Genomic DNA, 23380 nt, shown 5'->3' on the forward strand with positions numbered 1-23380 from the left:
CGTAAAAATATATGCTAACAAATTTAAATTTTTTTTGAACACATCGATACTATGTAGTACAGCGCAATTTTTGGTAAGATGAATATAGAATGAATACTAATGAAGAAAGTGGTGTCGTATGAGCGAGTTATTGCGTGTAGAAAATGTTACAGGAGGATATACGAAACGACCTGTATTAAAAGACGTTTCGTTCTCTGTTAATAAAGGCGAACTTGTCGGCTTAATCGGTTTAAATGGGGCTGGTAAAAGTACGACGATTAAACATATTATCGGTTTAATGGAACCGAAAAAAGGAACTGTCACAATTAATGGGAAAACAATTCGTGATGATATGACAGCGTACCGTTCTAGCTTTTCATTCATTCCAGAAACACCGGTATTATATGATGAGCTAACGCTAGAAGAGCATTTGAAATTAACAGCGATGGCGTACGGTGTCGATGAAAAACAGTACGAAGAACGTGTAGGACAACTATTACAAGAATTTCGTATGAAAAATCGTTTAAAATGGTTTCCATCTCATTTCTCAAAAGGGATGAAACAAAAGGTAATGATTATGAGTGCATTTTTAGTGGAGCCATCTCTTTACATAGTAGACGAACCTTTCGTTGGACTGGATCCGTTAGCAATTCAATCTCTACTTCAAATGATGGATCAAATGAAAAAGAGCGGCGCAGGTATTTTAATGAGTACACATATTTTAGCGACGGCAGAACGTTATTGTGATTCGTTCATTATTTTACATCAAGGCGAAGTAAGAGCGATGGGAACATTATCTGAACTGCAATCACAGTTTAATATGCCAGGTGCAACGTTAGATGATATTTATATTGCCTTAACAAAGGAAGAAGATTATGAATAGTACAGCATTATGGAAAGAACGATTTCGTCACTTTCTAAAAGAAGTTCGTACATATAGTAAATACGTATTTAACGATCATTTGAAATTTATTTTCGTGTTTATCATTGGTGCGGGAGCGTATTATTACCAACAATGGTTACAAACGTTAACACCTTCGTTTCCAACTGCGCTCGTGATGGCAGTGTTAATTGGACTAGTTTTAACAGCTGGATCAATGCAAACGTTATTAAAAGAAGCAGACCTTGTTTACTTACTGCCAGTTGAAGAGAAGCTAAAGCCTTACTTCACAAAGGCCTTTCTCTTTACGTTTATGATTCAGTTATACATAATCGCAATCGTAGCAGCTGCGCTTGCCCCGTTATACTTCCAGCAAATGAAGCAAACAGGAGCGGCTTACATATGGATTGTAATCGCGTTTGTTATTGTGAAAGCTTGGAATTTATTTATAGCGTGGGAAAAGTCCTTTTTAACAGATCAAAATGTACAAAAGGCGGATTGGTTCATACGTTTTATCTTAAACGGTTTATTTGTATATTTCCTTGTAGAACGTACTTCAGTTCTTTTTATTGGCGGAATTATTCTATTCATGGTGTTATACCTTGCTATCATGCATCAAATGGTGAAAGGGAAGCCACTGAACTGGGAGTATTTAATTTCTGAAGAAGGTAAAAAGATGATGTTACTGTACCGCATTGCGAATATGTTCGTTGATGTACCAGCATTAAAAGAGAGAGTATCCCGCAAGAAATGGCTTGATTTCATTCTTTCGATAATCGGCGAAAAGCGTACATATTTATACTTATATACGAGAACATTTTTAAGATCAGGTAACTATTTTGGATTATATGTGCGTTTGCTCGCTCTTGGAGGAGTTATTCTTTACTTCATTCCATTTTTATATGGACGATTCATCGTGAGTTTTATCTTCCTATACTTAATCGGCTATCAGCTATTAACTTTATGGAAACATCACCGCATGAAAATTTGGCTTGATTTGTATCCAGTAAAGGTAGATGAAAAGAAGAAAGATTTTCTTACTTTATTAAACGCGATTCTAATCATCGGGAGCGTAATCTTTACAGTTATATTTGCACTAGCAACGAAAGATTTCATGATGACAGGAATTTTACTTATCGTAAGCATATTATTTAGTATCGGTTTCGTTTACCAATACGGGGCGAAGCGCATTGAGCGTTTAAATTGAAAGGAATGAACCTATGATTACATATGAAGAGAAGGTTATAAAAGAATTGGAGCAGTGGAAAGCTACATTCATGAAAGATTCTTCTATGATGACACGGTTCTCCAAAAAAGTGCAGACGAAAGTACAACAGCTCATTCCGGCGAAAGTACAAAAGGTGTTAACAGAGACGATTCGTATGATGGTGCAAACGATCAGCGCCGGATCAAACTTTATAAAGCCGAAATTAAAAGAGACGACATGGTCACTGCAAAGACGTGACGATGAAGTACGCAAAAAAATGGATGAGTACAAAAAAATAGCAGCGGCGGAAGGGGCTGGGACTGGAGCTGGTGGTATTCTCCTTGGCCTTGCTGACTTTCCGCTTTTACTCGGCATTAAAATTAAATTTTTATTCGATGCAGCAACGTTGTACGGATTTGATACGAGTAACAAAGAAGAGCGCCTTTTTATCCTTCACGTTTTCCAACTCGCCTTTTCAAGTGATGATCATCGAAAAGAAATATGGAAAGCCATCGAAACGTGGGATACAGAAGAAGAAAATCATATGGACTGGGAAAAGTTCCAAACAGAGTACCGAGACTATATCGATTTAGCAAAAATGCTTCAGCTCGTACCGATAATCGGTGCCCCGGTCGGCGCATATGCGAACTATCAATTACTGCAAAGACTTGGAGAAGTGACGATGAATTGTTATCGTATGCGATTGTTGAATAGGGATTAAAAAGAAGGCGTCCTACATGTGTAATGTAGGACGCCTTTTCTTAGAAGCCAAGTCCACTATAGCTAGCTCCAACTATAATTAATACGATAAAGAGTACAATGATGAATGGAAATCCGCTCTTACCAGCTTGTCCAGCTTCACCGCCGCCAGTTCCGCCGCTACCGCCTTTACCACCAAGTCCCATATGAACATCCTCCTTATTGTTATATATTGCTTTTACTTTATGTTTTTCTACATTTACCAATAACCCCCCTTCTAAAGTGCTAACTAACTTGAAAATCATTTCGTTTCATTTTATAATTTACTTACCGACCGGTAAGTAAAAACAAGTGAGGTACAGTATGACAAAGAATTTACAAACATCGCAGAACATTGTAGAGGCGTCATTTAAACTTATGGCAGAGCACGGTATTGAGAAAATGAGCCTTTCCATGATTGCGAAAGAGGTAGGTATTTCAAAACCGGCCATTTACTATCATTTTTCTTCTAAAGAAGCGTTAGTAGATTTTTTATTTGAAGAAATTTTTTCTGGGTATCATTTCTCTTCTTACTTCGATAAAGATCAATATACGAAAGAAAATTTTGCAAAAAAGTTAATTGCAGATGGTTTACATATGTTGTCTGAGTATGAAGGACAAGAAGGTATATTACGCGTCATAAATGAATTTATCGTAACTGCGGCGCGAAATGAAAAGTATCAGAAACGTTTATTTGAAATACAAGAAGAGTTTTTAAATGGCTTTCATGATTTATTAAAGCAAGGTGTAGAACTTGACGTTGTGTCACAACATGCAACAGAAGAGAATGCTCATACGTTAGCGCTCGTTATCGATAATATGAGCAACTACATGTTAATGGGATTCCAGTTAAAGTATAAAGAAATTTGGATTCGAAATGTGAAAAACGTCATAAAGGAGGAGTAAAAGTGAAAATGCAAAAAAACTGGTGGCTCGGTTTTCTTGGATTCATTGGAGTGTATAAAATTCCAGGTATGATAGAGGCTTTTCAGGCGGATGGAAGTTGGCTGAAGTTAATCGGTTTCATTTGGTTACTTTGGTTCGGATATTTTATTCCAGAGAAGAAAGATAATTAAATTTCAATTTTCTGTAAAGTTATGTAAAATATAGATTGAGAGTATTCATATATTAGATTACTAGATTTGGAGTGGTTACATGGATCCATTGAAAAATGAAATTCACCCTGACATGGTCAAGGTGTGGAAAACGCGTTCCTTAATTGAGTTAGGAATTAGTATTATCGTCATTTTGGCATATCTTTTCTTTATGATTAAGTTTAATTGGTGGGCTTGGATTTTTTATGTGCTCATCGGATTAACAATTGTATATACGCCGCTTGATTACTTTACATTCCCGAAATTGCGTCAACGTTACTATAGCTACCAACTAAATGAAGAAGAACTTGAAATTCAGCACGGTCTTTTCGTCGTAAAACGTGTATTAGTACCGATGATTCGTGTGCAGCACGTTACAATTGAACAAGGGCCAATTATGAGGAAATACGGATTAGCAGAATTACACATTTCAACAGCGGCGACTTCTCATAGTATCCCAGGTTTAACGATGTATGAGGCAGAAATGTTGAAAACGAAAATCGCAGAATTAGCGAAAGTGAGTGATGAGGATGTATAAGAGGCAGCATCCAATCACGATGTTATTAGAATTAAAAATAACAGATTTTATACCATTTATTATTTTTCTTTTTAGTTTAAAAGGAAAGTTTCCATTTTGGTATTTAGTTCCTATCGGTTTTGCGGTAATCACGATTGTTTCAGCTATCGTAGGCTGGTACTACAAAGTATATTGGGTCGAAAATAACGTATTACATATTAAAGAAGGGCTCTTTGTGAAGAAGGAGAGCTACTTAAATAAAGAACGTGTTCAAACGATTAATACAAGTTCAGGCATGCTGTACCAAGTGTTAGGACTAAAGAAAATTAAAATTGAAACAGCTGGCGGAGGAAATGAGCCGGAAGTTAGTTTAGCTGGTATTACGGTAGAAGAGGCAACAAAGCTTATTACAATGTTAAATGAGCCAACCTCGGTAGTAAAAGTAGAAGAAACATCAGAAGAAGTAGTACAAAAAGAAATTATTACAGAGGAAAAACAAACGACAGAGTACAAGTTAACGTGGAAAGAGATTTTAATAGCGTCTGTTACATCTGGTCAATTTGGATTATTATTCTCTTTAATATTTTTCGTTTATAACCAAGTGGACGAGTATATTCCGAAATGGATCAAAAATAGCGTAGAGTCTTATGTTATGGATCATGATATATATGGCTGGATTTACATGGTAGCTATTTTACTTGTCGTTTCTTGGATTATATCTACAATTGGATATGCGTTAAAACATGGGGATTTCACAGTCAATCGAAAAAATGATGAAGTCCGTATTTCGCAAGGATTACTGGAGAAAAAAGAACTCGTATTAAAGTTACACCGCATTCAAGGTATTACGATAAAAGAAGGTATATTACGCCAACCATTCGGTTATTGTGCTGTGCAAGTAGAAGTCATTCAAAGTGAAGGAAAAGAAGAAAAAGTTACGCTACATCCTATCATTCGAAAAGATCGCGTGCAACAGTTACTCACGCATTTACAATTACCATATGAACTGAATACAAATATTATTTCATTACCAAAAGCAGCATTGCGGCGCTATCTCATTGATAGTTTCATCTTCTTCGCCATGCTAGCAATTCCGCTGACAGGAATCAGCATATACTTTGAAAAGTATTACATCATGTGGGCATTATTACCGCTCGCGATCCTCATCTTTACACTTGGATACGCAACATTTAAAACAAATGGTTACGGTGTAAACGGAGAACAAATTACATTTGTGTATCGTAGTATTGGAAAATATACAGGACTTGTAAGAAGAAGACACGTCCAATCAATGGAGAAGACACAATCATATTTCCAGCGCCGCGTAGACTTATGTACGTATAAGTTTTCTAGTGCATCATCGAATTATAAATTAGAGCATACGAGAGTAGAAGATGCAGAGAGAATGCAGGATTGGTATAAGAAGAGAATAAGTGAGGATTAGTTTAAAAAGGCTTGCCTAGTATGATAGGCAGGCTTTTTTATAGAGAAATGAGTAGTTTACAATTGAACTAAGTTTTCTTTAGTCCAATCCATATATGAGTACTACAGCGCACATAAATGAATATGTATCAGGGAAAAGGAAGTATACTTCTATTTCAGGGAAATTCGTGAAATATTTGATATAAATGGTATACTAATGTAGAAATAATATTAGGAGGCTATGTATGATAAGTCAGTTGAAAAGAGAAGCACTTGATGCATTAAAAGGAAAATGGGGATTAGCGGTAGGAGCAACCTTATTAATTGGAATTCTTATTGGAGCTGTGGAATTTCTAACCACAGGTATTTTCTCAATGTTTTGGGGTTGGGAAGAAGCAAGTGATTCGCTTACAGTAACTATTATTGCAATGCTTATTATCGGTCCGTTAACAACGGGTGCTTATTACCTAGTTTTAAATGTAATTCGTGGAACTAATGCTAGTATTGGTCATGTATTTAGATGGTTTAGCGATGGAAGTAAGTTTATGAAGGCATTTTTAACATATTTACTAATGTATGTATACGTAATTCTATGGACATTACTTCTTATTATTCCGGGTATTATTAAATCATTTTCTTATTCTATGACGTATTTTATTTTGAATGATCATCCAGAATACACAGCGAATCAAGCAATTACCGAAAGTCGCCATATGATGAACGGACATAAAATGGATTACTTTTTACTATGCTTAAGTTTCCTTGGCTGGTTCATCTTAAGTATTCTTACTATAGGAATCGGTTTCTTATGGTTAGCACCTTACTTCTATTCGACATCGGCAGCGTTTTATGAAGAGATTTCAAAAGAATATTACAAAAAAGAAGGTACTACTTTCTAATAAAGTTCAACTAATAATCAGTGGGGGGTTCTTTATCCCCACTGATTATTAGTTGAACTAATCGGGTGTTTACGGGCAGTTGATTCCTCACCTAACTTCTTTGCTTTCGCTAAATTTTGAGGTGGGGGTCTTACTGCCCGCAAATAGCGGGATAAAACATCTAAACCGAATATAGGGAGCAGATGGTTTAGGTGTTTTGATATGTGTTCTGTTTTCGGAATTCACTTCAGGATAAGGTATAGGTTTTTATATAGAAATTCTTCCCTCTATGTTTTATCATAGAGGGTTATTTTTTTATGTGAAAATGATAGAAAATAGTGAATAATATATATGAAAGGAAAAAAGTGAGGTGAATGAGAGTGAGCAAATTTTTAATTCCGTATTCATTTTCTATATTAAGTTTCTTTATTTCAGCAACGGCACTTGATTTATATGATAGGATGGGAAAAAATAATGAGATGATTTCGCCGAACATACTTGGAAAGATAATTCAATCTATTTCGCAAATGGGAGTCCTTACATTGTATTTCGGAGTACCTATTATTTTAGGTGGATGTCTTCTTGGTGAGATATTGTTTAGAGGTATCATTTTACGATTTAAATTGAGCTATATTATATCTGTATTATTATATTTACTCTTAGCTTTTAGTATTGTTTTCATAACGGTAGGGATTCCAAATACATATGAAGATTCCAATATTTTTTTCATGGGGATAACTATGATTTGTGCTGTTACATTCTTTGTGGGTCGGGATATATGGGAGAAAAAACAAGTTAGTAATGGAGTGGGAACATGAAATACACTTGTCTTTGTTGTGGGTATAAGGTGAAACTTTAATCAGTGGGGATTTTGTTCATTCCCCACTGATTATTAGCCCTCACCAATCGGGCATTTATGGACAGTTGACCTCCCGCCTAACCCCTTTGTTCTAGCTGAATTTTGAGGTGGGAGTTTTACTGGCCGGCAAATAGCGGGGTAGAACAATAGAAGAAGAACCCCCAGGTCCAGAAAAACCGGAAACAACAGATCCAGAGAAGCCTGGAACACCAAATCCAGAAAAACCTGAAAAAGAATTACCGAAGACAGGACAGAAAATGCCTGTGGAACCATATATGGGAGCATTTCTTGTAATGATGAGTTTTGGATTACTCGTATTAGGTAGAAAACAGCAGAGATAATAAAAGTGAAAAGGTATCCTTCAAGTATTTGAGGATACCTTTTTTATTTTATTTGGCATAAAAAAAGCATCTAGCAAAAGTACTAGATGCAAATAAAAATACAAGGGAAGATAAATGTCCTCACGTTTTCATAGTGTTTTGTTGAAAAAAGGGCTATCTATTTAATTAATTTTAACGCGTAAGGAAAGAAGTTTCTTTCCTTACATGTTTGAAGGGGGATAGTCCAACGGTAGGTAGGGAAAATAATGTAAAAAAAAACTATTGTATGTTTAAAAACGTTATGTTACATTTGTGTTACAGATAAGTTACAAAACGTAACTTTTGTTACGTTTTGTTTTCTTATGTTTTCGATAGATTACGAGTTGTAGTTCGTATTTCCAATCAACTGAGAATATTTAAAGTTGAAGAAATAACAAACTATAAACTAAAAATGGTTTTTCTATGTGTATGAGAGTGTGTAGTAAAGATTTTGAGTGGGAGCTTTATCCGCATTATTAAAATTCTTTTCGGTCTTAAAAGAAGAAGACTACCAACTATTTAGGAGTTTTAAGTAATGATAGTAAATGAAATGTACTTCCTTTCCCGCACACAATGTAGTACATATTTTACTGTTAGTCTAAGTACTACACAGACTTTTATACATATGATGTTATTGTTTTAGGAGTATATAGGGGGAGAGAAAATGAGAAAGTTATTAACGGTAATTGGACTTACATTTTTAATGTTGGCTGGATGTAGTAATGGGAACTTTGAAAAAGCAATGGATGAGGGAAAGACTGCACTAACGAATAAAGAATATAAAACAGCCTTATCGTCATTTGAACGAGCGCTAGATGAGAAAAAAGATGATTCAGATGTAAAAGTACTTGTAGAACAAACGAAAGCAATGATTGAAGCAGTGAAGTTAAAAGAGGAAACAAAGGTAGAAGAGTCAATCAAGTCATTTGAAAAAGTAGAGAGCGTGAAGAATGGAAGTAATACGCTGTTAAAACAAGCGAAGGAAGAACGAACAGCATTACTAGCCATCTTAGAACAAAAAAAGAAATATAGCGAGCAACTGACGAAAAGTGAAGAGTTCATAAGTAAGAAAAATTATGCAGAAGCGAAAGAGATATTAGATAAGCTAGTTTCCGAAACGAAAGGTAACAAGAACTTTGAAGAATATAATAAAAAAGCTGTAGGATTAGTTACTAAAATTGGTGAAGAGGAAAAAACTGCAAAGAGTGAAACAGCAGCACCGAAGGCACAAAAAACAGATGCAGGAACGAGTCAAAAAGTGGAGCCTGAAAAGAATCAAAAGGTAGCAACAGAAAAGAACCAAAAAGTAGAGGCAGAAAAGAATCAAAAGGTAGCAACAGAAAAGAACCAAAAAACAGATCCAGAGAAGAATCAAGAGGTAGAGACAGGAAAGAATCAAGATGCATTTACTTTTGAGAAAGCTAAAGAATATATTAAAAATGAATATAAAGAAGAATATGATTACACGTTAGAGAATACGCAAGTAGAAAATGGAAAGAAATATTATCAAATAAGAGTGCGTACGACATATAAAATAGAAGGTGCAGCTGGATCAGGATTTACTGGTGTATTCAAAGTATTCGAAGATGGTACAATTGTTGAAGTGCACTAGATTGATGAAAAGAATATGATACAAAACAGTAATCTGTCAAAAATAGAGATAATAAAAAGGTATCCTTCAAGTACGAGGATACCTTTTTACATTTTAAATCGTTCTTTATGACTAATCTTTAATTATTAATCCGAGTAATGTTGCAAACTGAATAGCTTGATATGATGATACTTTACATCCTCTTAGATTGTTCACTGAAACGGTAAGTGTATCAAAATTAGAAGAACTAATATCTATTCCCTTCAGTGATGTTTGATCAAAATTTGCTTCGTCAAGGCTACATGAATTGAATTCAACTTTTTTTAGTTTACAGTCAAAAAAATCTGCATTATTTAATGAAGTTGCATTAAATATGATCTTTTCTAGTTTAGAATTTCCAAGTGAAGCTAAATTCAAAATTGAATTTTCAAATGTAACATTTCCTAAGCTAGATTCTGTAAAATTAACGCCAATTAATTTACTGTTTTTAAATTCGACTCTGTGAACAGAAGAGTTGCTTAAATTAACATTTGATAAATCGCAGTTCTCAAAACAAACATCTGTAATATCAATACTGCTAAAGTCTGTATTGGTAAACTTACAATTTTTTATCACTGCATTATATAAACGCACTCTATCTACAGATTCATTTTCAAAAGTGGAATCGATGATTTCACACATTTCTAATGTTGAATCTTCTTCATAAAAAATATCGTGAAAATTCTTTAAAGATAACTCTGGCGAAATTTTTGGTCTATCAATTTTCATATTATATCCTTCTTTCATTGAATTAGTTAGCTAGAAAAAATGGTATGTTCTATACATAGTTAGTACGCAGCGAGCAAGCGCCGTGTTGAAATTTCATCTCTTATTTTAAATGATTTTTTATGACTATACTTCGATTAACTTTAGCAATAAAAGCATACTCATGTATTCTCTAAAAATTAACGGTTCATTTCACGTTGTAGTATTTCAAAAAACAACGATACATGATAGCCATCTACTGTTGCATGATGAACTTTAATATTCACTGGCATTAGCAACTGTGAACCAACTTTTTCGTACTTTCCACTAGTAATCATTGGTGTTACATTATTTTTGATAGCTCCTTGATGAGATGAAAAATGTTCAAAATGCATCCAAGGAATGGATGAAAGATTCACCACGTTGGGCGGAACAACTCCCATTGGTGCGATATCTGTTGTGTTTGCATAGTTTTTTATAAGCCTTTTGTACTCACGATCAACTGATCTATAATCTGTTAATTCTTCCAACCATAAACTATAAAATAGCCCTGTTTCTTGATTAAAGTTCGTAAATGTCGGCACTAATTCTTGCCATTCTACTAATTGCTTATTTATGTGGGCATACTTCAAATTCGGAATCTTGTTAACCGATTTAGTTACATTAAAAATAGAGAAAAATAATGTAACAATTAAAAATTGCATTGAAGTGGAATTATTAGATGAGTTTTTTAGTACGGATTCTTACAGTTGCCAAATGCAATTGCTTATAGAGAATGAATGAAAACGAACTTTAGAGTATACTCAGAAATAATATAAACTAGAAAATGAAGCTGGATTATGTAAGTACAATTGTTGAAAAGGTATCCTCACATACTTTGAGGATGCTTTTTTAGTATAAAAAAAGGCATCTAGCAAAAGTACTAGATGCCTTTTTTAGTATAAAAAAAGGCATCTAGCAAAAGTACTAGATGCAAATAAAAAACACAAGGGAAGACAAAATTCTTCCCTTTTCCCGTATGTAATTATATCAAAAAATTTATAAAAAACTAGCTTTATTTTTTATATAATTGATGTGTGAAGCCGTGAAAGGAAAAGATTACACTATTTTCGTAGTTTTTTGTTAAAAAAAGGAGCTGTATATATGATTAATTTTAAACCAGAAAATTTAAATCAATTATTAAAAGTGACGCTCATAAGTGCGAATAAGTCTTATGATGCGATTAAAGATTATGAGTTTACAAAAGAAGCAGTAGTATTCCGTATAGACTTCAAATATATTGGCGTTTCTCTTATGATTGTAGATATGCTAGGAAGATCGGCGGCGAGATTTAACATTTTGCCATTTGCTAAACCAGATACGAATGAGATAGATTACATCCAGTTTCAAGTGTATTCGATTAATGAAGGGAATTTTAAAGAAATGCTTGATACGATGTAAAAAAACTATAATTTTACAAAAATGTATATACCAACTAATATATAAGTAATACATTCATATAATTGGAGTGATGAGATGCAGCCGTTAGAAAGGGAGATTCATTCTAATATGCTGAAAGTGTGGCGAATTCACGCTTTAATTGGGGCGGCAGTTATACTAGCAGTCGTAATTGCGTATTTCTTTTTTATGATTAACTTTAACTGGTGGGGTTGGCTGTTCGGATTGTTAGTAACAGGAGCTATTACATTTATCCCGCTTGATTATTTTGTATTTCCAAATTTACGTCAACGCTATTATAGTTACAGATTAAATGAAGAAGAGATTGAGATTCAAAAGGGAATGTTCGTTGTAAAACGTGTACTTATTCCGATGATCCGTGTGCAGCACGTAACGATTGAGCAAGGGCCGATTATGAGAAAGTATAATTTAGCAGAATTACACATTTCAACAGCAGCAACTTCTCATAGTATTCCAGGTTTAACGAAAGAAGAAGCAGAACAGCTGAAAAGACAAATTGGAGAACTTGCGAAAGTGAGTGATAAGGATGTATAAGAGGCAGCATCCGATCACGATATTATTGAGTATTCGAATTTCGGGTTTATTTCCTTTTATCCTTCTTGTAATATTTCGCTCTGATGAAAATGAGCCTTGGTATTTATTTTATTTTGTTTTGTTGTTTCTTTTATTCGTGATGGCTATTTTCTCCGCTGTGAAATGGTATTTCAAAGTGTACTGGATTGAGAATAATATTTTACATATAAAGCATGGTGTGTTTGTAAAGAAAGAAAGCTACTTAAATAAAGAACGTGTGCAAAATGTTAGTACATCTTCTAACATCATTTATCAAATACTTGGACTTACAAAATTAAATATAGAAGTTGCAGGCGGCGGTAGTGAGCCAGAAGTGATGTTAGCTGGTATTAAAGAAGATGAAGCGAAGGCACTAATTGCTTTATTGCATAAAGAAAGAAGCGTTGTGGCTGAAGAGGTGCCTGCGGAAGAAGGTAGTAAGACAGTTTATCAGTTAAAAGCGAAAGAAATTTTATTCGCATCTATTACATCTGGTAGATTTGGATTAGTGTTTTCTATGTTAGTAATCCTTTACACAGAGTTTAATCAATTTCTACCAGAATGGTTCATTAATAAAGTGGAAGCGTATGTGATGGATAACGGTGTATATGAATTAATCGTTATGGCAGCAATTTTAATGGCAATTTCTTGGGTTATTTCAACAGCAGGCTATGCGTTAAAATATGCAAACTTTAAAATTGAGCGAAACGGAAATGAAATTCGCATCGTACAAGGGTTATTTGATAAGAAAGAGTTTGTGTTAAAATTGCACCGTATTCAAGCAATTACTGTGAAAGAAGGCATTCTCCGTCAGCCTTTCGGTTATTGTTCTGTGGAAGTAGAAGTCATTCAAAGTATAGAATCCGCTGGGAATGAAGTGATGCTACATCCTTTTATGAAGAAAAAAGATGTGCAGCAGTTACTCGCATATTTACAGTTGCCGTATGAAATGGAAGAGGAAATCGTTTATTTACCGAAAGCGGCATTGCGCCGTTACATCATCATGGGCTGGATTACAACTGCTGTGCTCGCTGTGCCGATCGTTAGTGCGAGTATATATTTCAAACAATATATCGCGTTATTCACTCTTATCCCGCTATGTATCGGATTTACAATACTCGCATACGCTCGTTATACTAGCGGCGGTTATATGATGAGAGAAAATCAATTAACGATGGTGTACAGAGGTCTTGCGAAATATACAGGAATCATGCGTAGAAGGCATATTCAAGCGGTGGGGTACAATCAATCATATTTTCAAAAGAAAGACGAGTTATGTACAGCTGCCGTATCGGTAGCAGGGCATCGTTATAAAGTGAAGCACATGCGAAAAGAGGACACACTTCGTATATATAATTGGTACAAAGAAAAAGGAAACACCGGTGTGTAGTGGTGTTTCCTTTTTGTTATTAAATGGATATCTTTAGTCGAATCGTTGATATATTTCAAGATGTGATAGATATATTCGAAAAATCGTTGGTATAATTTCACGTACTCCTAGTGTTGTATTACTTTTTAATTAAACTAACACATCAAAAGTAGTCACAAAAGAAGGACGAGAGAAAATACTCTTTTGCTGTTCTGCATGTGGATGCGCCTGAGCCTGTGATTGTCTCTCTGCTTGTGCAGGACGTTTTTTATGAGCGTTTTCGAATGAACGTGATTCTGTCCAGTCTTTAAAGTTTTGCTCTGTTTCCCACATCGTTAAGATGACATATGTATCGTTACTTAATGGGCGTAGAACGCGGATCGCTTGAAATCCTGGTTCGTTTTCAATAAGGCCTGCACGGTTTTTAAAACGGTTTTCAAATACAGGGCGACCTTCGTCTGTGACAGAAATGTTGTTACAAACGATATAGCCAGGTTGTCCTTTAAATTCGCCAACAGCATCTAGTACGTCATATTGAAGAGATCCTTCTACAGATTCTTCTGTATTTTCTTTATAAAACATATCTTTTTCATTATTTTTTGCAGTGAAATGTGCTTGTTCTAGAGGTGTTTCGTATGAAATAATAGCCGTCATTTTAGTGCCCCCTTACTTATTTGTTTCTATTATATCAACTCTCTTAAAAAACTTCGAAGATTATATACATAAAGATACTTCTTTTTCAAATAATAAATGTACCATCATTTGGAAAGAAGGCCGATGTATGAAGAAAGTAAAGTGGACTTTATTAGGTGGGTTAGCGACGCTTGTATTAGCGATTGTAATCTATAAACTTATTGTGTTAGCTGGTGGCTATATGATGGATGAAAAGCAGCTCGTTTTCCACTCTTCATCACGTATCGTTGACCAGAAAGGGAAAGAAATTACGAAATTATACGTAGAAAATAGAGACCTCGTACCAATCGAGCAAATTCCAAAATACGTGCAGCAGTCGTTTATTGCGGTGGAAGATTCTCGTTTTTATGAGCATCAAGGAATTGATTATCCGTCAATATTCCGTGCTCTTTATAAAGACACGTTAGCTGGAGAGAAGGTCGAAGGCGGTAGTACGATTACGCAGCAACTTGCTAAAAACGTCTTTTTAACTCGTGAAAAAACATTTACGCGTAAGTTGAAGGAAGTCGCAATCTCCCTTCAATTAGAGCAAAAATATACGAAGCAACAAATTCTTGAAATGTATATGAATCATATTTATTTTGGACATGGAGCTTACGGTATTCAAGCTGCAGCAAAGTTGTATTTTAATAAAAATGTAGAAGATTTAACAGTAGAAGAAGGGGCAATGCTTGCAGGTCTTCCGAAGTCGCCAAACGGATATTCACCGTATTTTTCTCCAGAGAAGAGTAAAGAACGCCGTGATCTAGTATTGTCACTTATGCATAGACAAGGTTATTTGACTGCTGAAGAAAGCGTTCGCTATCAAGGAAAGACAATTGCTCTATATAAAAACTTAGATGAGAATGAACTCGCATATATGCCGTATATTGATATGGTCATAGATGAAGCGGCTCGTTTATACGGATTGTCTCATCAAGAAGTACTTCGCGGAGGATATACGTTTGTCGTATCGATGGATGAAAAGATTCAAAAGGTGGCGTATAACCAGTTTCAAGATGCGCGCAATTTCCCTGGTAAAGAAAATGGGGCGCAAGGTGCATTTTTATTAATGGATAATCGTACGGGCGGGATTAAAGCTGCGATTGGCGGAAGAAAGTATGTCCCGAGAGGATTTAATCGTATTTTTGCAAAAAGGCAACCGGGCTCTGTTCTGAAACCACTTATCGTTTATGCACCAGCATTAGAAACGAAAAAGTATAATCCGTATTCGTTATTAACAAATGACAAAGCTTCTTTTGAAGGTTATGAACCTCGAAATTACAATCGTCAATATACGAAAGAAATGACGATGTATGATGCGATTTTAGATTCAGCAAACGTACCGGCAGTTTCTTTATTAAATGAGTTAGGGGTCGAAGAAGGAAAGCAATATTTAGAGAAAGGAAATGTTCATATTGCAGATACTGGGTTAAGTACAGCGCTTGGTGGGCTGAAAAACGGTGTTTCACCATTTGATCTTGTAAAAATGTATCGTGCATTTTTAGCAAACGGCAATATTATTGAGCCACATGTTATTGATAAAGTGTTAAATAGACACGGCGCAGTCATTGGAGAATCGCCAAAAGTAGAGACGAAAGTCTTCTCGAAACAAACAGCATGGTATATGACGAAAATGTTAGAAGGAGTTGTAAAGGAAGGGACAGCCAAAGTAGGTGTCTATAACGGTGCGTTGGCTGGAAAAACGGGTACCACTTCAATTCCTAATGATGATAATGGAGCAAGGGATATGTGGTTTGTTGGATATACGCCGAATTTAGTGGGAGCAGTTTGGGTCGGCTATGATCACACGGATAAAGAGCACAAATTGCAAGGCGAAAGTGCAGCTGCAACGAAGTTATTTAAGAAAATTTTAACGAAGGCAAATGTAGAACAGAAAGAAAAGTTTATGCAGCCAGAAGGTGTAGAAACGATTGGTGCCCCAATTCGGTTGCGCAAGATTGAAGATGTAAAAATGAAACTATCATTTAGTCCTTTCGGTTTATTTAAAGCAAAATTAAGCTGGACACCACTTCCAGATGAAAGAATTATGTATCGAATTTATAGAGTGGAAAACGGAATTCATACGCATGTGAGTACTGTAACAGGTGTCGGAGAATATGAGGAAAAGTTTATTAACATATTCTCAAAACCGAGTTTTTACGTTGTGCCATTTAACACACAAACGAACCGTGAAGGAGAAAAGTCAAAAGTAGCTAAACCATAGATTTTCTCTGTGTTATAATAAGAATGTTGTGAAAATAGTAAGCGGTTTTACGAATGTTTGTGTCAATTTCATGAACAACGTACATAATGTTATGCAATTTGTTTTTACAAGCTGTATAGTAAAAAAAGATAAATATCGGAATAGAACGTATTTAAAGCAAAAGCATTGGTAGGGAAGGGAGCAAGGGTCTTGGTAAGAACTATAAATGAGACATTTTTAAAAGCATGTAGGGGGGAACGTACAGAGTATGTACCAGCATGGTATATGCGTCAAGCAGGTCGTTCGCAGCCGGAATATAGAAAGATAAAAGAAAAATATTCTTTATTTGAAATTACACACAATCCAGAGTTATGTGCTTACGTTACAAAGTTACCAGTTGATCAATATAACGTAGACGCAGCAATTCTTTATAAAGATATTATGTCACCACTACCTGCAATTGGTGTGGATGTAGAAATTAAATCTGGTATTGGACCAGTAATTGATAATCCAATCCGTTCTTTACAAGACGTAGAAAAACTAGGGGAAATCAATCCAGAAGATGACGTACCGTACATATTAGATACGATTCGTTTATTAACGACAGAAATGTTAGACGTACCGTTAATCGGTTTTTCAGGAGCTCCATTTACGCTAGCGAGCTATATGATTGAAGGCGGTCCATCTCGTAACTACCATAATACGAAAGCGTTTATGTATGCAGAGCCGAAAGCTTGGTTCGCTTTAATGGATAAGCTTGCTGATATGGTTATTACATATTTAAAAGCGCAAATTAACGCAGGAGCAAAAGCAGTTCAAATTTTCGATTCATGGGTTGGAACAGTAAATGTAGTAGATTATCGCGTATTTATTAAACCAGCAATGGAACGTATTTTTGCAGAAGTTCGTACGATGGGTGTACCGATGATTATGCACGGCGTAGGAGCTGCACATTTAGTGAACGAATGGCATGATCTGCCTCTTGATGTAGTCGGTTTAGACTGGCGTTTACCGATTGAAGAAGCGCGTGCACGCGGCGTTTATAAGGCGGTACAAGGTAATATGGATCCTTCGTTCTTACTTGCACCATGGTCTGTTATTGAAGAACATGTAAAAGGTATTTTAGATCAAGGGATGAAGCAGCCGGGTTATATCTTTAACTTAGGTCACGGTGTATTCCCAGAAGTAAATCCAGATACATTAAAACGTTTAACTACATTTATTCATGAGTACTCTAAAGAACAGTTAGCGAAGTAAAGGAGATTGGCTGTATGAAAAAGAAAATTGGTTTGCTTGTAATGGCATACGGAACGCCATATAAAGAAGAAGACATTGAACGTTACTATACACATATTCGCAGAGGAAGAAAGCCAAGTCCTGAAATGCTAGAAGATTTAACAGAGCGTTACCGTGCAATTGGTGGTATTTCTCCTTTAGCTACTATTACATTAGAGCAAGCTAAAAAGTTAGAAATGCGTTTAAATGAAATACAAGATGAAGTAGAGTACCACATGTATCTTGGTTTAAAACATATTGAACCGTTTATTGAAGATGCGGTACAAGCTATGCATAACGATGAAATAGAGGATGCAATCGCACTTGTTCTTGCGCCTCACTATTCTACATTTAGTGTGAAATCATATGTTGGACGAGCGCAGGAAGAAGCTGAGAAACTTGGAAACTTAACAATTCATGGCATTGATAGCTGGTATAAAGAACCGAAGTTTATCCAGTATTGGGTCGATGCAGTGAAAGGTATATATAACGGTATGTCAGAAGCAGAACGTGAAAAAGCAGTATTAATCGTATCTGCTCACAGCTTACCAGAGAAAATTATCGCACTCGGCGATCCATATCCAGATCAATTAAATGAAACAGCTGATTATATTGCAAGGGGCGCTGAAGTAGCAAACTATGCAGTAGGATGGCAAAGTGCAGGAAACACGCCAGATCCTTGGATCGGTCCGGATGTACAAGATTTAACGAGAGAATTAAATGAAAAGTACGGTTATACTTCATTTGTTTATGCACCAGTTGGATTTGTTGCGGAACATTTAGAAGTTTTATATGATAATGACTTTGAGTGTAAAGTGGTGACTGATGAAATTGGCGCGAAATATTATCGTCCAGAAATGCCAAACGCATCGGATGCATTCATTGATTGCTTAACGGATGTTGTATTAAAGAAAAAAGAATCTGTATTGTAAGAAGAAAGGGGGAGCCTGCTTGAGGAAAAAAGTTGTGATCATCGGCGGTGGTATCACAGGATTAACAGCTATGTATCACTTACAAAAAGACATTCGTGAGAAGGACTTGCCGATAGATACATTACTTGTAGAAGCGTCGGGTAAACTTGGCGGGAAAATTCAAACCGTTCGAAAAGATGGATTTACAATTGAACGCGGACCGGATTCTTTTTTAGCACGAAAAGAAAGTGCGTCTAGATTGGTGAGAGAATTAGGTCTTGGCGATGAACTTGTAAATAATAAGGCCGGTCAATCATTTATTCTCGTAAACAATCGGTTACATAAAATGCCGAGTGGATCAATGATGGGAATTCCAACGCAAATTACGCCGTTTCTATTTTCCGGGTTGTTCTCCCCAATTGGTAAATTAAGAGCTGGTTTTGATCTGTTAATGCCTAGATCAAAACCAGTATCTGACCAATCACTCGGGCAGTTTTTCAGACATCGCCTCGGAAACGAAGTGGTTGAAAACTTAATAGAACCATTACTATCGGGTATTTATGCAGGGGATATTGATGAAATGAGCTTAATGTCGACCTTCCCGCAAATGTATCAAATTGAGCAGAAACATCGTAGTATTTCACTCGGTATGCGTACGCTCGCTCCGAAAGAAGAGAAAGCTGAACCGAAAAAAGGAATCTTCCAAACGGTGAAAACAGGTTTAGAATCTATAGTAGAATCTCTCGAAGTGAAGATGCATGAAGGTACGATAATAAAGGGAACTCGCATTGAAAAAGTTGCAAAACTGGGGGATGGTTACACGATTACTCTTAGTAACGGAAAAGAAATAGAAGCGGACGCCATCGTAGTGGCAAGCTCACATAAAGTATTGCCTTCTATGTTTGCGCAGTATAAACAATTTCGTTTCTTCCGCAACATTCCGTCCACATCAGTTGCGAATGTAGCACTTGCTTTTCCGAAATCAGCCATTCAGCGCGATATTGATGGAACGGGATTTGTCGTATCACGAAATAGTGACTTCTCCATTACAGCATGTACGTGGACACATAAAAAATGGCCGCATACAACGCCAGAAGGTAAGGTACTTCTTCGCTGTTACGTTGGACGCCCTGGTGATGAAGCGATTGTAGAACAAACCGAAGAGGAACTCGTTCAGCTCGTACTAGAAGACTTACGAAAGACGATGGATATTATAGAGGACCCGGAGTTTGCAATCGTAAGCCGCTGGAAAGAAGCGATGCCTCAATATACAGTAGGTCATAACGAGCGAATGAAAAAGCTTACAACATTTATGGAGAAAGAATTGCCAGGTGTGTACTTAGCTGGAAGTTCTTACGCTGGTTCTGGTTTGCCGGACTGTATTGGGCAAGGTGAGTTGGCAGCGCAACGTGTGTTATCACATATTGAAAAAATAGTAGAATGTGAACGAGATGCTTTGAATGTATAAAAAACTACCACTTCCTAATGAAGTGGTAGTTTTTTATTGGAAAATAGAAGTTTGTACCTTACATATTCCATCTGTTTTTAGCATAAGTAATTTTTGTTTTAAACGTATAGCTGAGATTAATTTTTTGTAAAACTTGTCGAAATATAGTTCTATATAACGAATCATTTGTTATGATAGATATGCTGAGAAAATATGAAATAGGGAGAGGAAAATAGCTGTGAAGAAATTGTTAAGTGTCTTTTTATCATTATTACTATTACTATCATTTACTGGAACTTTAGCACAAGCAGAAGAAACTACTTCTATGTCGGTAGAAAAAGCAATTCAAGTATTCAAGCAGCAAGGGAAAACGAAGGGGATAGTGGAAGGATATATTGTCGGATATACGCAAAGTCCTTCTAAGTACACGAAGGATCCGGCTAAGTTTGACGACACAAATGTGGCAATTGCCGATTCACCAAACGAAACAAATCCAGATAAAATCATGCCTGTTCAGTTGCCAAAAGGCGATGTGAGATCGGCAGTGAATGTGAAAGATCATCCTGAAAATATTGGGAAGAAAGTTAGCTTAACAGGGACGCTTGAATTATATTTTAGTAGTCCGGGTTTAAAATCAGTAACAGCTCATAAGTTTCAAGGGGAAGAACAAAACCGTGTTAGCGATGTAGTGGCTTCACCTGGGGGCGGGGAAGTTGCGAAAGGAACAGCGGTAACATTAACAACGAATACAGAAGGAGCAACAATTTACTATACGTTAGATGGTTCTAATCCTACAAATAAAAGTGTTCGCTATAACGGACAAATTGTAGTGAATGAAAATAGTGTAGTGAAAGCAATCGCAGAGAAAGAAGGACTTACTTCTTCGGCGATTTCTACATTTTCATTTATTATTGTAAATAATGAACCAGTTCGTATTCATGATATTCAAGGGAAATCACATATTTCTCCTTACAAAGGGAAGAACGTATACAATGTGGAAGGCGTTGTAACAGCGCTTGATAAAAATGGTTTTTATATAGAAGACAATCAGCCGGATAATGATCCAGCTACTTCAGAAGGTATGTACGTATACAAAAAAGATGCAAATGTAGCAGTTGGAGACCTTATTCAAGTTGATGGAGAAGTAGAAGAATATGTTGGGCCTGGATATGCAGAAAGGTTTGAAACAGACTTAACAACGACGGAAATTAAGGCGAGTCGCGTTGCTGTAATCGCAAAAGATCAACCTTTACCAGCACCCATTGTACTCGGAGAAAACGGTGTGAAAATTCCTGATCAAATTATCGATAATGATGCATTCGGTTTATTTGATCCAAATGAAGATGCAATCGACTTTTATGAAAGTATAGAAGGTATGCGCGTTACGATGCCAACACCAAAAATTATTGCACCTCAGAAAAACGGAAATTTATATGTAACAGTAAAAAATAGCGGGGATAAAGTAGTAACGAAATATGGTACACCTCTTTTAGATGAAAATCAATTAAACCCAGAGCGTCTTTCTGTAAAAGTACCTCGTGATTATGTAGCAAAAGTAGGAGATACTTTCACAGGAGATATAACAGGGGTAGTAGGATATGATTACGGTTCGTTCCGTATTTCGCCAGTGACGGAATTACCATCTGTAGTGGACGGTGGGTTTAAGCGAGTAGGGGCAAATATTCAGCCACGTCTTGATAAATTAACAGTTGCTACATATAACATTGAAAACTTCTCAGCAAATAAAAAAGAAACGACGGACGAAAAAGTAAAAGAGTTAGCGTATTCTATTAAATACAATTTAAAAATGCCAGATATTATCGGTGTAGAGGAAATGCAAGATAATAATGGATCAATTAATGATGGGACAACAGATGCTTCATTAAGCGCAAAACGTATCATTGATGCAGTTCTAGAAATTCGCGGACCGAAGTATGAGTATGTAGAAATTGCGCCAAGCAACAATCAAGACGGGGGAGCGCCTGGAGCTAACATTCGCGTCGGTTTCTTCTATAACCCATCACGTGTGAAATTAGCAACAGTACCGAAGTTACTTGATAAAAATGTAGTTCGTATTGGAGACGAAAATGCATTATTTGATAGTACACGAAAACCGTTAGCAGCAGAATTTACATTCCAAGGACAAAACGTTGTTGTCGTTGCAAATCACTTAAACTCAAAACTAGGAGATGCAACGCCATTTGGAAAAGTGCAGCCGCTCGTATTAAAGAGTGAAGAAAAACGAATTCAATTAGCGCAAGAAGTAAATTATTTCGTACAAGGTATTCAGAAAAAGAATGCAAATGCACCTGTTGTTGTATTAGGTGATATGAACGATTTTGAGTTCTCGAAACCACTAAAAGCATTAGAGGGAACAATCTTAAAAGATATGCTAAACACTGTGCCGAAAGAGAATCGTTACACGTACATTCATGAAGGGAATGCACAAGTGTTAGATCATATTTTAGTAACGAACAACATCGCACCGCACACAGTTGTAGACCCAGTACACTTAAACTCAAACATTATGAAAGAGCATGGACGTGTAAGCGACCACGACCCAGTACTTGCTCAAATTGATTTGAAGAAAGCTTCTTAAAGTGAGAGAACGCTTAGGTAACTAAGCGTTCTTTTTTTGTTTTTGCATCGTCATTTAATTACAAAGAGGAGATTCCTTTTTTTGTAATCTGACGATATAATTAATAGAATATTCTGTTTTGTAGAAAGGGAGGTGTAGATATATGGTAGCCCAACTAAATGGGAAATTAATGAATCAACTAGCGATTTTTTTGAGTGTTTTTATATTGATTCAGTTTGTAGCTGATGTAACAGGTCTTACGCAATCACTAGGTATTCATTATTTAGGTACAATAAGACAGAGCATCACTTATACAGCATTTGGTTTAGCTGTGATTTTTACTATATTGGGTATGAAAAAGGAATTAAGTAAATATGCAATTATTTCTTTATGTTCGGCGATAGGAATACAAATAATTTATATAGTTGTTATTGTGGTTTTATGGATGTTGGCAGGGACACCGTAAAGTATTGTTCGTTTTTTTATAGAAAAACCTATTATTATGAAGTGCACCTCCAATTGTTAGACACGGTCTAACAATTGGAGGTGCACTTTTATTCCGATTATTAGTCTTCACCAATCGGGCTTTTACGAGCAGTTGATTTCCCACCTGACTCCTTGTATTCACTGAATTTTGAGGTGGG

At 36.0% G+C, this 23380-nt stretch carries 23 protein-coding genes and 2 pseudogenes; 21 read left to right on the top strand and 4 right to left on the bottom strand.

Annotated features, from left to right (window positions below):
- Positions 1–118 precede the first annotated feature (118 nt).
- The 3 genes from ecsA to ecsC are packed head-to-tail and all read left to right on the top strand — an operon-like array spanning position 119 to position 2787.
- Positions 119–862: an ABC transporter ATP-binding protein EcsA gene (gene ecsA / locus ACUN26_RS02040; protein ID WP_001292604.1), complete on the top strand. Its 744-nt coding sequence runs from the start codon at positions 119–121 to the stop codon at positions 860–862.
- Positions 855–2066, top strand: a complete 1212-nt coding sequence (locus ACUN26_RS02045; protein ID WP_001089110.1) for an ABC transporter permease — start codon at positions 855–857, stop codon at positions 2064–2066. Before ecsA ends, ACUN26_RS02045 begins: the two co-directional genes overlap by 8 nt.
- A 13-nt stretch (positions 2067–2079) precedes the next feature.
- Positions 2080–2787 carry an ecs operon protein EcsC gene (gene ecsC / locus ACUN26_RS02050; RefSeq protein WP_000634139.1) on the top strand — a complete coding sequence of 236 codons (708 nt, stop codon included), beginning with the start codon at positions 2080–2082 and terminating at the stop codon, positions 2785–2787.
- Between the two features lie 40 nt (positions 2788–2827).
- Here ecsC and ACUN26_RS02055 read toward each other — a convergent pair whose 3' ends face one another.
- The gene (locus tag ACUN26_RS02055; RefSeq protein WP_079519487.1) at positions 2828–2971 is read right to left on the bottom strand and encodes a YjcZ family sporulation protein; all 144 of its coding nucleotides are present in this window, start codon (positions 2969–2971) and stop codon (positions 2828–2830) included.
- 157 nt (positions 2972–3128) lie between these two features.
- Here ACUN26_RS02055 and ACUN26_RS02060 point away from each other — a divergent pair, with 157 nt between their 5' ends.
- The 8 genes and pseudogenes from ACUN26_RS02060 to ACUN26_RS02095 all read left to right on the top strand — a co-directional run bounded on the left by ACUN26_RS02060 (position 3129) and on the right by ACUN26_RS02095 (position 9545).
- Positions 3129–3710 (top strand): TetR/AcrR family transcriptional regulator, encoded by a 582-nt coding sequence (locus ACUN26_RS02060; protein WP_000164841.1) that lies wholly within the window; start codon positions 3129–3131, stop codon positions 3708–3710.
- A gap of 2 nt (positions 3711–3712) precedes the next feature.
- On the top strand, positions 3713–3880 hold the full coding sequence (locus ACUN26_RS02065) for a hypothetical protein (protein WP_000783814.1): 168 nt from the start codon (positions 3713–3715) through the stop codon (positions 3878–3880).
- Between the two features lie 79 nt (positions 3881–3959).
- Entirely contained in the window at positions 3960–4436 is a 477-nt protein-coding gene (locus ACUN26_RS02070) for a PH domain-containing protein (RefSeq protein WP_000371350.1), read from the top strand.
- Positions 4429–5859: a PH domain-containing protein gene (locus tag ACUN26_RS02075; protein WP_000278182.1), complete on the top strand. Its 1431-nt coding sequence runs from the start codon at positions 4429–4431 to the stop codon at positions 5857–5859. Before ACUN26_RS02070 ends, ACUN26_RS02075 begins: the two co-directional genes overlap by 8 nt.
- Positions 5860–6082: 223 nt before the next feature.
- Positions 6083–6736, top strand: a complete 654-nt coding sequence (locus tag ACUN26_RS02080) for a DUF975 family protein (protein WP_000625391.1) — start codon at positions 6083–6085, stop codon at positions 6734–6736.
- 353 nt (positions 6737–7089) lie between these two features.
- Complete coding sequence (locus ACUN26_RS02085; protein WP_002038107.1) at positions 7090–7533, top strand: hypothetical protein; 444 nt, start codon at positions 7090–7092, stop codon at positions 7531–7533.
- Positions 7534–7735: 202 nt separating this feature from the next.
- Positions 7736–7915: pseudogene (locus ACUN26_RS02090) on the top strand (LPXTG cell wall anchor domain-containing protein); the annotation flags it as partial.
- A gap of 682 nt (positions 7916–8597) precedes the next feature.
- Positions 8598–9545 (top strand): hypothetical protein, encoded by a 948-nt coding sequence (locus ACUN26_RS02095; RefSeq protein WP_001228812.1) that lies wholly within the window; start codon positions 8598–8600, stop codon positions 9543–9545.
- Positions 9546–9656: 111 nt separating this feature from the next.
- On the opposite strand, the gene ACUN26_RS02100 is transcribed toward ACUN26_RS02095, so the two are convergent.
- Both ACUN26_RS02100 and ACUN26_RS02105 read right to left on the bottom strand, forming a co-directional pair.
- On the bottom strand, positions 9657–10292 hold the full coding sequence (locus ACUN26_RS02100; RefSeq protein ID WP_000687253.1) for a pentapeptide repeat-containing protein: 636 nt from the start codon (positions 10290–10292) through the stop codon (positions 9657–9659).
- Between the two features lie 176 nt (positions 10293–10468).
- On the bottom strand, positions 10469–10900 hold the full coding sequence (locus ACUN26_RS02105) for a CatA-like O-acetyltransferase (protein WP_000872488.1): 432 nt from the start codon (positions 10898–10900) through the stop codon (positions 10469–10471).
- A 37-nt stretch (positions 10901–10937) separates the two neighbouring features.
- On the opposite strand from ACUN26_RS02105, the pseudogene ACUN26_RS02110 reads away from it, so the two are divergent.
- From ACUN26_RS02110 to ACUN26_RS02125, 4 genes and pseudogenes are all read left to right on the top strand, one after another.
- Positions 10938–11051: pseudogene (locus ACUN26_RS02110) on the top strand (MerR family transcriptional regulator); the annotation flags it as partial.
- Between the two features lie 360 nt (positions 11052–11411).
- Positions 11412–11708: a hypothetical protein gene (locus ACUN26_RS02115; RefSeq protein WP_000606832.1), complete on the top strand. Its 297-nt coding sequence runs from the start codon at positions 11412–11414 to the stop codon at positions 11706–11708.
- A 75-nt stretch (positions 11709–11783) separates the two neighbouring features.
- Entirely contained in the window at positions 11784–12260 is a 477-nt protein-coding gene (locus ACUN26_RS02120; protein ID WP_001182713.1) for a PH domain-containing protein, read from the top strand.
- On the top strand, positions 12253–13668 hold the full coding sequence (locus ACUN26_RS02125; protein ID WP_000278162.1) for a PH domain-containing protein: 1416 nt from the start codon (positions 12253–12255) through the stop codon (positions 13666–13668). Before ACUN26_RS02120 ends, ACUN26_RS02125 begins: the two co-directional genes overlap by 8 nt.
- 129 nt (positions 13669–13797) lie before the next feature.
- Here ACUN26_RS02125 and hmoB read toward each other — a convergent pair whose 3' ends face one another.
- Positions 13798–14301, bottom strand: coding sequence for a heme-degrading monooxygenase HmoB (hmoB, locus tag ACUN26_RS02130; protein WP_445540868.1), 504 nt, complete (start codon positions 14299–14301; stop codon positions 13798–13800).
- Positions 14302–14428: 127 nt separating this feature from the next.
- On the opposite strand from hmoB, the gene ACUN26_RS02135 reads away from it, so the two are divergent.
- The 6 genes from ACUN26_RS02135 (at position 14429) to ACUN26_RS02160 (ending at position 23202) form a co-directional block, all read left to right on the top strand.
- A complete protein-coding gene (locus ACUN26_RS02135; protein WP_000756256.1) occupies positions 14429–16546 on the top strand; it encodes a transglycosylase domain-containing protein in 2118 nt (705 codons plus the stop codon).
- Between the two features lie 189 nt (positions 16547–16735).
- A complete protein-coding gene (gene hemE / locus ACUN26_RS02140) occupies positions 16736–17782 on the top strand; it encodes a uroporphyrinogen decarboxylase (RefSeq protein WP_000252625.1) in 1047 nt (348 codons plus the stop codon).
- A 14-nt stretch (positions 17783–17796) separates the two neighbouring features.
- On the top strand, positions 17797–18732 hold the full coding sequence (gene hemH, locus ACUN26_RS02145; RefSeq protein ID WP_000726795.1) for a ferrochelatase: 936 nt from the start codon (positions 17797–17799) through the stop codon (positions 18730–18732).
- A 19-nt stretch (positions 18733–18751) separates the two neighbouring features.
- Complete coding sequence (gene hemY / locus ACUN26_RS02150) at positions 18752–20179, top strand: protoporphyrinogen oxidase (protein ID WP_001228058.1); 1428 nt, start codon at positions 18752–18754, stop codon at positions 20177–20179.
- A 211-nt stretch (positions 20180–20390) separates the two neighbouring features.
- Complete coding sequence (locus ACUN26_RS02155; RefSeq protein ID WP_033657321.1) at positions 20391–22757, top strand: DUF6359 domain-containing protein; 2367 nt, start codon at positions 20391–20393, stop codon at positions 22755–22757.
- A 142-nt stretch (positions 22758–22899) separates the two neighbouring features.
- Positions 22900–23202: a hypothetical protein gene (locus ACUN26_RS02160; protein ID WP_000226526.1), complete on the top strand. Its 303-nt coding sequence runs from the start codon at positions 22900–22902 to the stop codon at positions 23200–23202.
- The last annotated feature ends 178 nt before the right edge of the window (positions 23203–23380 follow it).

This window comes from Bacillus sp. WC2503, assembly GCF_052682895.1.